Annotated in this window: 18 protein-coding genes; 4 read left to right on the forward strand and 14 right to left on the reverse strand. The window is 71.3% G+C overall.

Annotated elements, in window-relative coordinates:
• Window positions 1-93 precede the first annotated feature (93 nt).
• Genes OIU81_RS07545 through OIU81_RS07555 form a run of 3 tightly spaced genes read right to left on the reverse strand, consistent with a single transcriptional unit; the run spans window position 94 to window position 3253 of the window.
• Window positions 94-942 carry a carbohydrate ABC transporter permease gene (locus OIU81_RS07545; protein ID WP_329145139.1) on the reverse strand — a complete coding sequence of 283 codons (849 nt, stop codon included), beginning with the start codon at window positions 940-942 and terminating at the stop codon, window positions 94-96.
• The gene (locus tag OIU81_RS07550; RefSeq protein WP_329145141.1) at window positions 939-1931 is read right to left on the reverse strand and encodes a carbohydrate ABC transporter permease; all 993 of its coding nucleotides are present in this window, start codon (window positions 1929-1931) and stop codon (window positions 939-941) included. Before OIU81_RS07550 ends, OIU81_RS07545 begins: the two co-directional genes overlap by 4 nt.
• Window positions 1928-3253, reverse strand: a complete 1326-nt coding sequence (locus OIU81_RS07555; protein WP_329145142.1) for an extracellular solute-binding protein — start codon at window positions 3251-3253, stop codon at window positions 1928-1930. Before OIU81_RS07555 ends, OIU81_RS07550 begins: the two co-directional genes overlap by 4 nt.
• 149 nt (window positions 3254-3402) lie before the next feature.
• Between OIU81_RS07555 and OIU81_RS07560 the strand changes: the two genes are divergently transcribed.
• The 4 genes from OIU81_RS07560 to OIU81_RS07575 all read left to right on the forward strand — a co-directional run bounded on the left by OIU81_RS07560 (window position 3403) and on the right by OIU81_RS07575 (window position 8860).
• The gene (locus OIU81_RS07560) at window positions 3403-4434 is read left to right on the forward strand and encodes a LacI family DNA-binding transcriptional regulator (RefSeq protein WP_329145144.1); all 1032 of its coding nucleotides are present in this window, start codon (window positions 3403-3405) and stop codon (window positions 4432-4434) included.
• Between the two features lie 622 nt (window positions 4435-5056).
• Entirely contained in the window at window positions 5057-6565 is a 1509-nt protein-coding gene (locus OIU81_RS07565; protein WP_329145146.1) for a right-handed parallel beta-helix repeat-containing protein, read from the forward strand.
• A gap of 228 nt (window positions 6566-6793) precedes the next feature.
• A complete protein-coding gene (locus OIU81_RS07570) occupies window positions 6794-7408 on the forward strand; it encodes a PadR family transcriptional regulator (RefSeq protein WP_329145148.1) in 615 nt (204 codons plus the stop codon).
• A gap of 78 nt (window positions 7409-7486) precedes the next feature.
• Entirely contained in the window at window positions 7487-8860 is a 1374-nt protein-coding gene (locus OIU81_RS07575) for an FAD-dependent oxidoreductase (protein WP_329145150.1), read from the forward strand.
• Between the two features lie 69 nt (window positions 8861-8929).
• On the opposite strand, the gene OIU81_RS07580 is transcribed toward OIU81_RS07575, so the two are convergent.
• Genes OIU81_RS07580 through OIU81_RS07630 form a run of 11 tightly spaced genes read right to left on the reverse strand, consistent with a single transcriptional unit; the run spans window position 8930 to window position 15049 of the window.
• On the reverse strand, window positions 8930-9070 hold the full coding sequence (locus OIU81_RS07580; protein WP_329145152.1) for a hypothetical protein: 141 nt from the start codon (window positions 9068-9070) through the stop codon (window positions 8930-8932).
• A gap of 25 nt (window positions 9071-9095) precedes the next feature.
• The gene (locus OIU81_RS07585) at window positions 9096-9398 is read right to left on the reverse strand and encodes an antibiotic biosynthesis monooxygenase family protein (protein ID WP_329145154.1); all 303 of its coding nucleotides are present in this window, start codon (window positions 9396-9398) and stop codon (window positions 9096-9098) included.
• Window positions 9395-9754, reverse strand: coding sequence for an antibiotic biosynthesis monooxygenase family protein (locus OIU81_RS07590; RefSeq protein ID WP_329145156.1), 360 nt, complete (start codon window positions 9752-9754; stop codon window positions 9395-9397). Before OIU81_RS07590 ends, OIU81_RS07585 begins: the two co-directional genes overlap by 4 nt.
• Window positions 9754-10506, reverse strand: a complete 753-nt coding sequence (locus OIU81_RS07595) for an SDR family NAD(P)-dependent oxidoreductase (protein ID WP_329145157.1) — start codon at window positions 10504-10506, stop codon at window positions 9754-9756. The genes OIU81_RS07590 and OIU81_RS07595 overlap by 1 nt, the downstream gene beginning before the upstream one ends.
• 45 nt (window positions 10507-10551) lie before the next feature.
• Window positions 10552-11013, reverse strand: a complete 462-nt coding sequence (locus OIU81_RS07600) for a DUF1772 domain-containing protein (RefSeq protein ID WP_329145160.1) — start codon at window positions 11011-11013, stop codon at window positions 10552-10554.
• 12 nt (window positions 11014-11025) lie between these two features.
• Window positions 11026-11493: an SRPBCC family protein gene (locus tag OIU81_RS07605; RefSeq protein ID WP_329145163.1), complete on the reverse strand. Its 468-nt coding sequence runs from the start codon at window positions 11491-11493 to the stop codon at window positions 11026-11028.
• 2 nt (window positions 11494-11495) lie between these two features.
• Window positions 11496-11756 (reverse strand): acyl carrier protein, encoded by a 261-nt coding sequence (locus OIU81_RS07610; protein WP_329145165.1) that lies wholly within the window; start codon window positions 11754-11756, stop codon window positions 11496-11498.
• Entirely contained in the window at window positions 11753-13003 is a 1251-nt protein-coding gene (locus OIU81_RS07615; RefSeq protein ID WP_329145167.1) for a ketosynthase chain-length factor, read from the reverse strand. Before OIU81_RS07615 ends, OIU81_RS07610 begins: the two co-directional genes overlap by 4 nt.
• Window positions 13000-14292, reverse strand: a complete 1293-nt coding sequence (locus OIU81_RS07620; RefSeq protein ID WP_329145169.1) for a beta-ketoacyl-[acyl-carrier-protein] synthase family protein — start codon at window positions 14290-14292, stop codon at window positions 13000-13002. The genes OIU81_RS07615 and OIU81_RS07620 overlap by 4 nt, the downstream gene beginning before the upstream one ends.
• The gene (locus OIU81_RS07625) at window positions 14289-14717 is read right to left on the reverse strand and encodes a cupin domain-containing protein (protein WP_329145171.1); all 429 of its coding nucleotides are present in this window, start codon (window positions 14715-14717) and stop codon (window positions 14289-14291) included. The genes OIU81_RS07620 and OIU81_RS07625 overlap by 4 nt, the downstream gene beginning before the upstream one ends.
• Window positions 14714-15049: a TcmI family type II polyketide cyclase gene (locus OIU81_RS07630; protein WP_329145174.1), complete on the reverse strand. Its 336-nt coding sequence runs from the start codon at window positions 15047-15049 to the stop codon at window positions 14714-14716. Before OIU81_RS07630 ends, OIU81_RS07625 begins: the two co-directional genes overlap by 4 nt.
• Window positions 15050-15142: the final 93 nt, after the last annotated feature.

The raw sequence follows: 15142 nt of genomic DNA on the forward strand, positions 1-15142 counted from the left end.
CTGTGGCGGACGCGTGACGGGATACGGCGCGGTGCGGCGCCGGGCGCGGTGGGGCGGGGCGGGACCGGCGGCGCCGGTCCCCGGGCCGGGGGCTCACCCCTTGACCGCCCCCGAGGTCATGCCCGAGACGATCGAGCGGCGGAAGATCAGGACCAGGATGCCGATCGGCAGGGTGGCCGCGACGGCCCCCGCGAAGAGCGTCCCGTAGGGGACCGTGTACTGGCTGGTGAACAGGGCGATGCCGACCGGAACGGTGCGGTGGCCGTCCTCGCTGTTGAAGGTCAGCGCCAGCAGGAACTCCGACCAGGTCGCGGTGAAGGTGAAGATGCCCGCGGTGAACAGCCCCGGCCTGGCGAGGGGGGCGATGACGGTCAGGACGATGCGCAGTGGCCCCGCGCCGTCGACGGTGGCCGCCTCCTCCAGTTCCTGGGGGATGCCGACGAGATAGTTGCGCATGATCCAGATGGCGAACGGCAGGTTGAGCGCGACGTAGGGCACGATCAGACCGGCGTAGCTGTTGAGCAGCCCCGCCTGCCGCTCCAGCAGGAAGAGCGGGACGACCAGCGCGATCGGCGGGAAGACGGACAGCATCAGCAGCGCGGTCATCAGGGGGCCGCGGCCGCGCAGCGGGGTGCGGGCCAGGGCGTACCCCGCGAAGAAGGACAGCCCCAGCACGAGGACCGTCGACACCGAGGCCACCAGCACGCTGTTGAGCAGATAGCGGCCGATGCCGTTGCGGACGAACGCCTCGGCGTAGTTGCCGAGCGTCGGCGACTTGGGGACCAGCGACGGCGGGGCCGCGCTGATCTCCCCCGGGCCCTTGAAGGACGAGGCGAGCATCCAGTACAGCGGGAGCGTCGACAGCACGACGATCGTCAGACCGCCGAGATTGACGACGTTGAGGTACCGGCGGATGCCGGACGCCGGTGCGCGGCGGCTCATCCCCGCCCCCCTTCGTCGGCCTGGGCCTTGAAGAGCCGCAGGAAGAGCAGACAGCAGCCGATCACGATGACCGCGGTGGTGGTCGCCACCGCCGCGCCCCGGCCGATTTCGAGATTCTGGAAGAGCGTCTTGTAGCCCAGGATCGCCAGCGACTGGGTGGCGGTGCCGGGGCCGCCCTGGGTCAGCACGAAGGGCAGGTCGAAGATGCCGAAGGCCTGCAGGATGCGGAAGAGCACGGCGATGGCCATGATCGGGCGCAGCTGCGGCAGCGTCACCTTCCAGAACGTGGTCCAGGCATTGGCCCCGTCGATCTCTGCTGCCTCGTAGACGTCGTCGGGAATCAGCATCAGCCCGGCGAGGACGACAATGGCGACGAAGGGCGTGGTTTTCCATACATCGACCACCACCATGGCGCCCATGGCGGAGGCGGGCTGCCCGAGAATGTCCGGCTGGTGGCCGAGCAACTGCTCGAAGAACCAGGTCAGTCCGCCGTAGGTGCCGTTGTAGAGATATCCCCACAGCTGGGCGGCGACCACATTGATCAGCGCCCAGGGCAGCAGCAGCACGGCGAGCACCCAGCCGCGGGCGGCGCCCAGCCGGTCCAGTACGAGCGCGGCCACCGTGCCCAGCACCAGCTCCAGCACGACGGTGACGACGGTGAACCCGAAGGTGAAGAGGAGCGCCTCGCGCCACTCCGGGCTGCTCAGCACGGCGGCGTAGTGGTCACCCGTCAGGGACTCGATGCGGAACCCGCCGTATTCCAGGCGGACATCGGCGAAGCTCAGCAGCACGGAGAAGAGCACCGGGAAGACCGTCACCGCGCCGATGGTGAGCAGCGCCGGCGAGGCGAAGACCCAGCCGGTGCGCGCCTTGCGGCGCCGGCTCGTACGGGCCGGACCGCCGTCGCGCGGGGCCGGTGTGCTCCGCGGGCCGGCCGGCTCGGGGGCGGTGTCCCGCGACGCGGTCGCGGCGGAGGGCACGGCGGTCACAGGGCCCTGCCTTCCAGTGCGGTCCGGATGTCGTCGCGGGCCGCGCGCACGGCCCGGGCCGGGGAGGTCCGGCCGCCGGTCACCGCATTGCCCTGGGTGTAGAGGGCCTTGCTGACCTGGGAGTAGTAGGGGGTCTGCACCGGGCGGGCGACCAGGCGCAGTTCGTGCGCCATGGTGAGCGTGGGGTCGCCGACCTTGTGGGCCTCGGGTCTGGTGAGCGCCTCTTGCAGGGCCGGGATCACCCCGGCGTTCTTCAGCAGGATCATCTGTGCCTCCTCGCCGGCGCAGAAGCGGGCGAAGGTGACCGCGGCCCCGAGGTGGTGGGAGTTGGGATTGACGAAGTTGCTCCAGCCGCCGGCGCAGCTCACCCCGGGCGGGCCGCCGCCGTCGAAGCCGGGCCGGGGGGCCACGCCGACCCGGCCCGCGACCTTGGAGACCGAGCGGTCGGCCGCGTTGCCCCAGGCGTAGGACCAGTTGCGCAGGAAGACGCCGCGGCCGCCGACGAAGGCGTCCTGCGAGTCCGCCTCCACGTAGGTGGTGACCGTGGAGGGCGAGACGCCGGTCTCGGTGAACTGCCGCATCAGCGCGAACGCCCGCTCCGCGCCCGGCCCGTTCAGCGCCACACCGCCCGCGTGATCCAGTACGGGGGCGTCGGCGTCGGCCAGGAACTCGGCGACATTGCAGGTCAGCGACTCCGAGACATTGGCCTGCCAGAGAAAGCCGTAGGCGGCGTCACCGGCCCGCTGGATCTTCCGGGAGGTGCGCAGCAACTCCTCCCAGGTACGGGGCACCGGCAGCCCGTGCTTGGCCAGCAGGTCCTTCCGGTAGAAGAGGAAGGCGCTGTCGGTGAAGAAGGGCAGCGCGTAGACGGCACCGCGGTATTCGCTGACCCTGCGCAGCGCCGGCGGATAGTCCGCCCAGAAGTCCTTGGGCAGCAGTTTCTGCAGCGGCAGGGCAAGGGAGTTGGCGCCGAACTGGGCGGGCCAGGTGGTGTCGCCGAGATAGACGTCCGGAGTGGGTGAGGCGCCCGCGAGCTGGGTGGTGACCGCGGCGCGATTGGCGTCGGTGGTGCTCAGGGCGTTCGACTTCCGGACACGGATGTTCGGATGGCGGCGCTGGAAGGCACGAATGATCAGGTCGGCCACCACCGGACCGTTCCGGGCGGGGATTTCGGACACCCACCAGGTGAGAGTGGCCGGGGTACGCGGAGTGTGGGCAGCCTGGGTCAACAGGGTGTCCAAGGACTTGCCCGCGCAACCGCTGGTGAACCCGGCTCCGAGGGCGAGACCGCTCGCGAGCAGGGTTCTGCGGCGCAAGGCCATGAGTGCTCCTCACGTCTTGGCTGACTTCGATGACAGCGCTTGCAGGCTAGAAGTGGCCTTGTCGCCAGGTCAACGGGTGGTGAACAACAGATTTCGCGAGCGATCCTCTTGGCAACGCTGTCATCGCGATTTTGTGCTAGCGTCCCGGCATGTCCTCAGCTCGGAGCGAGGCCACGATGGCCGATGTGGCCCATCGGGCGGGGGTCTCGGTGTCCACGGTGTCGCGCACGCTGCGCGGGCTGTCCACCGTCTCGGACACGACCCGCGCCCGCGTCGAAACGGCGGCCCGCGAGCTCTCGTTCGCGATCACCCGCAGTGCGTCCAGTCTCGTCACCGGCCGCACCGGCCGGGTCGCCGTCCTCATGCCCAACCTGGCCTCGTGGTTTCTGAGTTCGGCACTGTCCGGCATGGCCCCCGCGCTGCGCGAGGCGGGCCTGGACCTGCTGGTCTACAGCGTGAGCGATGTACACGAACGCGCCGACTTCTTCGACCGGCTGCCCGCCCGCCGCAACGCCGACGCCCTCCTCGTGGTGAGCTTCGCGCTCACCCCCGCCGAACGCGCCCGGCTGGACGATCTGGGGATGCCCCTGGTGTTCGTCAGCCAGCACGCACCGGGGCGCCCCAGTGTCTACGTCGACGACGAGGACGCCGCACTGCGCGGCACCCGCCATCTGATCAACCTCGGCCACCGGCGGATCGCCTTCCTCCAGACCTTCGACGAGACCGGCTTCGCCTGGAGCAGCAAGAACCGGCTCGCCGGGCATCTGCGGGCCCTCGCCGACGCCGGGCTGGAGCACGACCCCTCCCTGGTGATGAGCGTGCCCGGCTGGAAGGGCAGCGGCATGGCCACGGCCGTGGGGCGGCTGATGAGCCTCCAGGCCCCGCCGACCGCGCTGTTCACCGAGACCGACGATCTGGCGTTCCGGCTGCTGGCGGCCCTGCGCGCGGCCAACGTCTCGGTTCCGGGGCAGGTTTCGGTGATGGGGTTCGACGACCACGTCATGGCGGGAGTGCTGGGTCTGACGACGCTGGCCCAGCCCGCCGTGGAACTCGGCCGCACCGCCATACGCCTCACCCGCTCGGTGATCGACGACTCCGACGGCGCCCACGAACGCCACATCGTCCTGCCCACCGAACTCGTCCCCCGCGGCAGCACGGCGCCCCCACCGACGGGAGGTTGAGGCGGGGGCCGGGGCCGGCCCTCCTCTCGTCCCGCGCCCTGCGCCCTGACGAGCGAGCCACAGGGGCGCGCATCAGCCCCTTCCGCACCCTCTCCTGCCTCAATCCGCCCCGGACTCCGCCACCCGTCCGTGCGACCGGCGCCGACCAGGCACGCAGGCACAGCACACGGCCCGCCGGCAAGAGCGCCCGGCGCGACACCGGCGCCCGATCGAGGTGGCGAGCCCGCGACTCCAGCGGAATCCGAGCGGCCCTCCAGGCGGGCATGTGACGATGGAAGTTTCCGCCGAGATAAACCGGAAAACAATTCCCCAAAATTTCTCCGGAGAATTCGCACGTCAGGGCCCCGGAAGCGGCAATTACATTTTTCACGGCGCAAAAGACCGGCCATCGTGTATTCTGCGTTCGCCATCCGGAAAGGCGGTAACAAGCCGTTCTTCCGGCACCTTTCGGGCAGTCTCTTCTCCGGTGCGGGGCATGGCGCCCCCGTCGGTGAACCCCGCCATGGCGGGACGGTCCGGCATCGGAACGCGACAGCGAAAGAAGACGCACCCGGAACTTCGGAAACACGACAATGGGGGAGCGAAGAGTTCCGTGTTATATGCGCGAAAGTCCGCGACAGCCTTGATCTCAGCCCTCATACTCGCCTGCTCGGCCGGCACCGCGGCCACTGCCACCGCGGCCGACGAGCACCGGTCGGGCGGGACCACCTACTACGTCGACTGTTCCTCGGGGAACGACGCCAAGGCCGGTACCTCTGCCGGCACGGCCTGGCGCACGCTGGAGAAGGTGAACAGCGTCGTCTTCCGCCCCGGGGACAACATCCTCTTCCGCAAGGGCTCCACCTGTCAGGGGCAGCTGGTCCCCCAGGGCTCGGGCTCCGCCAAGTCGCCGATCAGGGTCATGTCCTACGGCTCCGGCGCCCGGCCCAAAGTGGTGGCCGCCGACGCGCGCGCCGCCGTCTACCTGCACAACGTCGAGGGCTGGGAGATCCGCGGCCTGGACATCTCCGACCCGGGCGGCAATGTCACCGACCCCCGCACCGGGATCTACGTCGAGCTGACGGACTACGGCACCGGCTCGCACTACGTCTTCGACGACAACTACGTGCACGACGTGGCCGGATGCGACTGCACCAACCCGGGCCAGCCGGGCGGCGGGATCGTCTTCAACGCGACCGGCTCCCGCAAGGTCACCGGATTCTCCGGGATCACCGTCACCGACAACACCCTGCGCGACGTGAGCGGCATCGGGATCGGGACGTCGTCCCTCTGGGCCCGCCGGGCGCTCTACCCGGACGGACCGGGCAGCGCCTACGGCCCCGACACGGACATCGTGGTGGAGCGGAATCACCTCAGCCGGCTCGGCGGTGACGGGATCAACATCACCAACGGCCAACACGCGATGATCCAGCACAACACCGTCGAGGGGTTCGGTCTCAAGGCGACCACCGACCACGCCGGCATCTGGTCGTGGAACTCCGACTACACGACGATGCAGTACAACACCATCGGCGGTGGCGACGCGGGCACGTTCGGGGCGTTCGCCTTCGATGTCGACGGCGCGGACGTCGGCGACCTGTACCAGTACAACGTCAGCCACGACAACAGCGGGATGATGCTGATCTGCTCGGTCGAGGGGCTGCCGTCGGACCGGCCGACGATCCGCTACAACATCAGCCAGAACGACCGCGACGTCTCCGGTGGCGTGATCATCCTGGCCTGCACCAAGCAGACGAACATCTCGATCTACGGCAACACCGTCTACGCCCCCACGGCCGACACGCTGTGGTGGAACGTCAGCCCGGACACCCCGCTGGTCGCGAACAACATCTTCGTCGGCAAGCCCGGGGGCTCGGCCTTCAAGGACACCACCAGCACCTTCACGGGGAACCTCTACCAGAACGTCTCCACGGTCCCGAGCGACGCGCACCGGGCGGTGGGTGACCCGCGGTTCGTCAGCCCCGGGTCCGCGACGTCCGTCGACGACGCCGCCGGGTACAAGCTGAGGAAGTCCTCCCCGGCGCTGGGCAGCGGGGTCCAGCTGTCCCAGGACGCGCCGCGCGACTTCTACGGCAACCGCGTCCCCGCCGCGCACCCGAACATGGGGGCGTACCAGGGAGCCGGTCTGTGACCGGGCGCAACGACTGACGGTACGGCGCTCGTACAGCGCAGCACGGCGCAGCAGGACGCAGTACGGCACCGGGCGTCGTCCCCACGAGCGGGACGGCGCCCGGAGTCCTTCTCATGTGGCCGGTGGGCTTGCCCACCGGCCACACGCGTGTGCGCGCCGCGCGGCGCCGGCCCGGCCGCGGGCGGCAGAGGTTGAATTAGTCGCCCCCTCACTAGTAACCTGGAAACTATGACGTACAGGCGCTCAACGTTGGCTCTGGCGGTGCTGTCCCTGCTGGCCGAGGTGGACCACCAGCAGCAGCCCGGCATGCACCCCTACAAGATGCAGCGGTTGATGAAGGACCGCGGCAAGGGCGAAGTGGTCAACGTGGGCCAGCGGGCCAGCCTCTACCGCACCATCGACCGCCTGCACCGCAAGGGGCTGATCGAGGTGCGGGAGAACAGCCGCGAGCACAACCGCCCCGAGCGGACGCTCTACGCCCTCACGGACGAGGGGCGTGCCGTGTGGCGCGAATGGATGCTCGACGCGCTGGCGGCTCCGACCCGCGAGTACCCGGAGTTCCTGGCCGCCATGGCGTTCGTCCCCCTCCTCGAACCCGGCGAGGTGGCCGAACAACTGGAGAAGCGCCGGACCAACCTCGCCACCGAACTGGCCCGGCTCGACACGCAGATCGCGGCGTCGGGCGAATGGGGCCGGCTGTTCACCCTGGAAATGGAGTGCATGCGGGCCACGACCGCCGCGGAGCTGGACTGGGTGGAATCGGTGATCGCGGACCTGCACTCCGGGCGCATCACCTGGACCAAGGAGTGGCTGGCCGCGATGGCGGCCGCCCACGCCCGCTAGGACCTGTCCGCGGCGTGTCCGTCACGCCCCGGACCACGGCGCCGACGCGCCGCCACCATGACGAAATGGGAGACCACAATGCCCGGTTTACCTTTGCATGTCATCATCATCGGCGCCGGCACGGGCGGGCTCTGCCTCGCGCAGGGCCTCAAGCGGGCGGGCGTCAGCGTCGCGGTGTACGAGCGCGACCGCACCCGCCGCGACGGTCTGCAGGGCTACCGGGTCGGCATCGACGCCGACGGCAAGCGGGCGCTGCGGGCCAACCTGTCACCGGAGCTGTACGACACCTTCCTCACCACCTGCGCCCAACGCCCCCTGTACGGCAACCAGATGACACACGAGAAGAAGTTCCTCTTCTCGGCCGGACCCGAGGTGCTGAAGGCGGAGGACCAGCCGTCGGAGGATGACGCCGACGAGTCGGTGAGCCGCATGACGCTGCGTCAGGTCCTGCTGACGGGCGTGGAGGACGTCGTCCACTTCGACAAGCGCTTCACCCACTACGAGCAGCACGCCGACGGACGGGTCACCGCGTTCTTCGCGGACGGCGAGTCCGCCACCGGCGATGTCCTCGTGGGCGCCGAGGGGGCCAACTCCCCCGTCCGCAAGCAGTATCTGCCGCACGCGAAGCTGGTCGACACCGGGCTGATCGGTATCACCGGCAAGACCCCGCTCACCGACGAGACCCGGGCGCTGCTGCCCAAGGAGGTGAGGGAGGGCGTCACCATGGTGCACGGCCCCAAGGGGTTCATGTGCATCCTGCATGTGATGCGCTTCAAGTGGGACGAGGACGGCAAGCCGCGGGTGGGCATCGGCAGCACCGACGCGGAGGCGCTGCGCGCCTGGCCCGGGATGCTCTACGACAACAGCCGCGACTACATCATGTGGGGCTTCGCCGCGTCGGAGAAGTGGCTGCCGAAGGACGTCACCCAGCTGCGCGGCGCCCGGATCCAGCAGCTCGTGATGGAGAAGACCACCTCGTGGCACCCCGACTACCGGCGGATCTTCTCGCTCGGGGACCCGGACAGCAGCTTCCCCCTGGTGATCCGGACGTCCGAGCCGATCGACCCGTGGAAGCCCAGCAGCGTCACGCTCATCGGTGACGCCATCCACACCATGACGCCGGGCCGCGGGGTGGGCGCCAACACCGCGCTGCGCGACGCCCGGCTGCTCACCCGCAAGCTGGCCGCCGCGAGCCGTGGAGAGCTGTCCCTCCTCGACGCGGTGGGCGGGTACGAGTCCACCATGACGTCCTACGCCTGGGACGCCGTCATCAAGTCCCGGGCCCAGATGGACGGTCACTCCGTCATGCACAAGGGTGATCTGCTCGGCACCCTGGCCCGGACGGGCATGCGCACCGCGATGCGCACGATGAACCATCTGCCGCCGGTCAAGCGCAAGATGGTCCTCGCGGAGAGCTCGTTTCGCGGCGCCGGCCGCGAGGACGAGGACTGATCCGCCGGGCCGCCGGGACGCCTCACGCGTCGTCCGGAACACGCGGGTCCGCCGCGTGTTCCGGACAGGTCACGGGGCCCGCGGGTCGCCGGGTTCCGGCTCCTCCTCCGGCGGCGGGAGCAGCGGCACGCCGACCAGCCATCCGGTGGAGTGCCCCAGGACGGCCAGCATGTTCAGCACGGCGCGCCCCGCGGCGCGCCACGGCCCCACGGCCGCCTTTGTCCGTCCCCGGCGGTCAGTAGGCCGCGGTGACATGGAAGATCTCGAACGGGCGGCCTCCGTCGTGGTCGCGGAACGGGCGCAGCGGTGAGGTGCTGTCCCGGTGTGCGGCGCCGGCCTCCCAGCTGCGGAACGCGGCCGCGTCCCGCCACCGGCTGACCACCACGAAGACGCCGTCGTCGCGCATACCCCGCCACAGCTCGTTGCCGAGCATGCCCGCCACACCGGCCAGTTCCTTGCTGACCCGGTGGTAGGCGCTCTCGATCGCCGCGGCGTCCTCGGCCACGTGCCGGACGACCACCCGGACCTCCCCGCTCATCCCGCGGCCTCCCAGTCGCGGTGGCCGGCCGACGCGTCCGGGTCCGCCGTGAGGTGGGCGACGACCGTCATCGTGGTCATCGAGCCGTCGCTGCGGTAGGGGTGCAGATGGCGGCGGTGGTCCAGGTGGCGCCGGCTGGTCTCGAACTCCCGGAAGCGGGGCTCGTCCACCCAGTCGCTGACGATGTAGTAGACGCCCTCCTCGTCGAGGCTGCGGGAGAGCCACTGCCCCAGGTTGGCGGGGTGGGAGGTGACCGACGCACCGACGTCCCGCCAGACCTTCTCGAAGTCCTGCTCCCTGCCCGGCTTGATCTGCATCCGCAGCATCACCCGGAACGGCTGCGCCGCCCCGCCCATCAGGAGATCCCCCCGTCAACGGCGAGGGTGGCGCCGGTGACGTAGCTGGAGAGGTCGCTGGCCAGCCAGAGCACCGCCGCCGCGATCTCGTCGGGGGTGCCGAGCCGGCCGAGGGCCGTCTTGGCGCCGTAGCGGGCGCGCATCGCCGCCGCCTGCTCCGGGCTCATCGCGTCCAGGGCCTCGGTCGCGATGACGCCGGCGGCGAGCACGTTGAAGCGCAGGCCGCGGGAGCCGAACTCCTTGGCCAGCGAACGGGTCAGGCCGCGCAGCGCCGCCTTGGTGGCGGTGTAGTGCGCGCGCAGCGGGATGCCGACCTCGGAGGACTTGGAGCCGAGGCTGATGACCGAGGCGCGTTCGCCGAGTATCGGCAGGGCGTGCTGGATGACCAGGTGGGCGGCGGTGAGGTTGGTGTCGATGATCCGCTGCCACTCGGCGAGCGGCAGCTCGCCGTAGGGCACATGGCTGATGGCACCGGCGTTGTTGACGACGACGTCGAGGGTGCCCAGCCAGTCGGCGCACTCCCGGAGCAGGCCGGCGATCTGCTCGGGGTCGGCGAGGTCGGCGCGCAGCACATGGTGGTTGCCGCCGGTCTCCTTCAACGCGCTCTCCAGGGAGGCGACGGCGTCGCCCTCCTGGCGGTGGCAGGTGACGACGTCCACGCCGGCCCGGGCGAGGGCCAGCACCACGGCGCGTCCGATGCCGCGGGTACCGCCGGTGACCAGAGCCTTCTTGCCCTCCAGGTTGAGTTGCACAGCAGCCTTCCCTTCATGAGAGGTGGTGGGGGACGGCGCGCCCGTTCACAGCAGCAGGCCGCATCCCAGGCAGTTGGTGAGCAGCGCGGCGACGGCGAGGACGCAGCGGCCGCGGTTCCACACCCCCCAGCGCGGGCGGGGGTCGCGGTCGGCGAAGTCCGGCGGGAGCGCCTGCGGGTCCAGCGCGCGGATCCACCGGTTGACCGGCACGTTCCGGGTGACCGAGATGACGACCGCGGCCAGCACCAGCGGCACGCTCACGCCGAACGCCCAGCGGGCCGCGGCATGGGCCGCCCCGGCGGCGAGGACGAGGTCGCCGAGCACCGTGCCGAGGAAGCACACGGGCATGAACGGGTCGTAGCGGGTGGCGAAGAAGGCGTGGGCGTGGACGTAGCGCCGCGGCGGCAGGGAGGCCAGCAGGGGCCAGCCGCCGAGCTGGGTGCCCACCAGAACGCCCGCCGCCAGGCCGTTGGCGAGCAGGACGAGGGGCACGACGAGGGCCGTCACGTCCGCCCCTGCTCAGCGGGTGGCGGAGGTGCGCCGGGCGGCCGTCTCGATCTGCTCCTTGACGCGCCGCATCTGGGTGCCCGTGTTGGTGTCCAGCCGGGCGGTCATGGCGGCGTCGTCCATCGGCAGACCGGGTTTGAGCTCGAAGTCCTGGACCCAGCGCATGTGCACGCCGTCGTTCTCCCGGGTGAACTCCCAGTAGATCCACATGTACTTGAAGTTCCCCCTCTCCACGCGGCGGGAGTGCACCACATGGGCGTCCGGGTCGCTGATCCGCTCCGAGACCCAGCTCCATGTCGTGCCGTTCTCGTCGGGGTGCAGCGACAGCCGGAACCGGACGCGGTTGCCCTCCCGCTCCAGCACGGTGGCCTCCGCGTACTCGCTGTACAGCGTCGTCCACGAGGGGACGTCGTTGGTCATCGCCCACACCAGGGACAGCGGTGCGTCGATCACGATGGTGTTGTCGACGTGTCCTGACATGCTCAGCTCCCCGCTTCGGTCAGTGCCTGGTTGACACAGGCCACGAAGGCGCCCGGGCTCGGTGCCTCCAGGGCCAGTTCGTCGGCGATGGGGACCCCCACCGCGCGCTGTACCTGGCTCGCCAGTTCCAGTACGGCGAGCGAGTCGTAGCCCAGGTCGGAGAACGTGACGTCGGCGATGTCCCCCGACAGGTCCACCGACTCGTCCACCCCCACGCTGTCCCGCATCACCACGCGGAGGTCATCCAGCGTGTAGCCGCTCATCCCGTCTCCTCTCCTTCGTCGTTCGCGCCGGACCCGGCCCGGCGCAGGACCATGGCCGAGGTGAAGCCGCCGTACCCGCGGGCGAGGACGACCGCGACCCGCAGTCGCCGGCGGCGCGGGGCCGCGGTGACCAGGTCGATGTCGCAGCCGGGCGCCGGGCGGGTGCATCCCGCCGTGTGCGGGATGACGCCGTCGCGCAGGGCGAGCAGCGCGGTGGCCACGTCGAGTGCCGCGCCGCCGCCGTAGAGCCGTCCGGTCAGGGCCTTGGGCACCGTCACCGGCACCGCGTACGGCCCGAAGACGGCGCTGATCGCCCGGGCTTCGGTGAGGTCGCGTTCCGGCACCCCGCTGCCGTCCGCGAAGACGACGTCCACCTCGCCCGGAGCGGTCCCGGCGTCCTCCAAAGCGCGTTCCAGGGTGCGCCGCAGGACCGGCGGGCGGGCCGAGCCCGGGGGCGGGTCGAAGCCGGCGGCGTAGCCGGCGATGACGCCGTACCCGGCGCCGGCCGGGACCGACGAGGCGTCCTGGGCGACCAGGATCGCCCCGCCCTCGCCCGGGACGGCGCCGCGCGCGTCCTGGTCGAAAGGGAGGTAGGCGCGGGCCGGGTCCTCCACGGTGGACAGCTGGCCGCCGGGCAGCTGGGCGGTGAGACCGTAGGGGCACAGGGAGGCGTCCGTGCCGCCGGTGACGACCAGTCGCACGTCGTCCCGCAGCAGGCGCCGGGCCTGGCCGATCGCGTCGAGCCCGCCCGCCTGCTCGCAGGCGAGGACGCCGCACGGTCCGCGCATCCCGTGCCGGATGGAGATCTGGCCCGTGGTGGCGGCGTAGAACCAGGCGATCGACTGGTACGCGCCGACCCACGACGGGCCGTGGCGGTAGAGGCGTTCCATCTCGTGCTGCCCGAACTCGGTCCCGCCCGAGGAACTCGCGGTGACCACCGCCATGGTGTATTCGGGGAGGGCGGCCGGGTCGACGCCGGCGTCCGCCAGCGCGGCCTGTGCGGCCCACAGGGCCAGGTGCGTCCAGCGGTCGGTCTGCGGGACGAGCCGGCGGGGCAGCGTCTCCAGGGCGTCGAAGCCCGGTACTTCACCGGCCAGCCGGACCGGGTAGGGCGAGGGGTCGAAGCGGCTGAGGGCACCGATGCCCGACTTCCCCGCCAGCACGGCCTGCCAGTGCGCGTCCGCGCCGAGACCGGTGGGCGCGATCACGCCGATGCCGGTGACGACGGCTGCCCGGGGCGCGGTCACGGCCGCCCCCTTCCGGCGGGCGCCCGCCCGGTGCCGGGGCGGGACAGCACGGTGGCGCTCTGGAACCCGCCGAATCCGCTGCCGACGCTCAGGATGGTGTGCATACGGTGTTCCCGCGCGGTCAGGGGCACATAGTCGAGGTCGCACTCGGCGTCGCGGGTCCGCAGGTTGGCGGTGGGCGGGACCACCTGCTCGCGCAGGGCGAGGGCGCACGCGGCGACCTCGAGCGATCCGATGGCGCCGAGCGAGTGCCCGATCATGGACTTGATGGAGCTGACCGGTACCTCGTAGGCGTGTGCGCCCAGGCTGCGTTTGAAGGCGGCCGTCTCGTGCCGGTCGTTCTGCCGGGTGCCGGAGCCGTGGGCGTTGACGTAGTCGACCGCGGACGGCGCGAGGCGGGCCCGCCGCAGTGCGGTGGTGATCGCCTCGGCCATCTCGCGGCCGTCGGGGCGCAGTCCGGTCATGTGGTGGGCGTTGCTGCGGCTGGCGAAGCCGGCGATCTCCGCGTAGACCCGTGCGCCGCGGGCCCGCGCCGCGCCGGCGCGCTCCAGGACCAGGACCGCCGCGCCCTCACCGAGGACGAAGCCGTCGCGGTCGGCGTCGAACGGGCGGGAGGCGTGCGCGGGGTCGTCGTTGTTGGGGGAGGTGGCCCGGATGGCGTCGAAGCAGGCCGAGGTGATGGGCGAGAGCGGCGCGTCGGTCGCCCCGGCGAGGACGACGTCGGCGGAGCCCTCCTCGATGAGCTGGGCGCCGTGCCCGACCGCGTCCAGGCCCGAGGTGCAGCCGGTGGAGACCAGCGCCACCGGCCCCTCCGCCGCCACCTCTCGGGCCACCTCCACGGCCAGCGAGCTGGGCACCATGTAGCCGTAGAGGTGCGGCACGCCGTAGGTGTGGTCCACCAGCCAGTTCCGCCCGTCGTCGGACAGGACCTGGTACTCGCGCTCCAGGCTGGTGGTGCACCCCACGGCGCTGCCCAGGGAGACCGCCACCCGCCCGGGGTCGTCCGCCGGCATGGCGAGCCCGCTGTCCGCCAGCGCCTCGCGCGCGCTGACCACGGCGAACTGCGCCGCCCGGTCCATCCGCCTGACCTCCTGGTGCGTCAGGCCGCACGCCCCCGGGTCGAAGTCGACCTCGGCGGCGATACGGGAGCGGAACGCGGCCGGGTCGAAGCCGGTGATGCGCCGGGTGGCGGTGCGGCCGGCGGCCAGCAGCTCCCAGAACGCCTCCCGCCCGACCGCGCCCGGTGCCACCACCCCGATACCGGTGATGACCGCCTTCTCAGCGCTCACCGGTCCGCCCGGATGTCGGGGTGCGGCTCGTCGGCGGCGGCGACCGGCTCGGTGTCGACGTGGCCGAGCTCGGGGCGCGGAGCCAGCGGGGAGAGGTGGAAGACGCCGGTGGCGGGCTCCTCACCGGCGTTCACCAGCCGGTGGCGCACCCCGATCGGCACGAACAGCGAGTCCCCGGCGGCGAGCGCGACCGGCTCCCCGTCCATCGTCATCTCCAGTGCACCGCACACCACATGGAGGAACTCCTCGGAGTACGGGTGGTAGTGCTCGGTGACGGCCTCGCCCGGGGCGAGGTGCAGCACACCCCCGAAGCCGGAGGTGCAGCCGACGGTCCGGGGGCTGAGCGTCACCCGCAGTTCGCCGCCCCTGCGGCGATTGGCGGGGACGTCGGCGGCGTTCAGCTTGCGGGGCCTTTCCGCGGTCACCGGATCCTCCCCTGCTCCGCTGTCCAGACGTAGAACGGGGACGCCATGGCGTCCTTGGGTTCCTTCCAGCCGGGGTCGTACGGCGACACGAACTCGCCGAGCCGGGTGTTGATGTCGGAGTAGAGCGGGTGGCTGCGCGCCCGGTAGAGGTTCGGGCCGATGTCCTCGTCCGCCTCGACCAGGTGGAAGTACAGGTCGTGGAAGGTGAACAGGGTCCTGCGGGACACGCCCACCATGTGCGGTAGTTCGGTCGCGTCCGACGCGCCGAAGACGTCCGCGATGCGCGCGGGGTCGTCGGTCTTCAGCCTGGCGACGATCAACGTGCGGTGCACATCGCCCTCCTCAGGGGTGCGTGGGCTGTCCGGCCGACCGTCTCAGAGCGGCCTGGAAGCCGGCTGGAGGTGCCGTCAATCGGGTGTGGAGCG

It is taken from the genome of Streptomyces sp. NBC_01454, assembly GCF_036227565.1.
Lineage (GTDB): Bacteria > Actinomycetota > Actinomycetes > Streptomycetales > Streptomycetaceae > Streptomyces.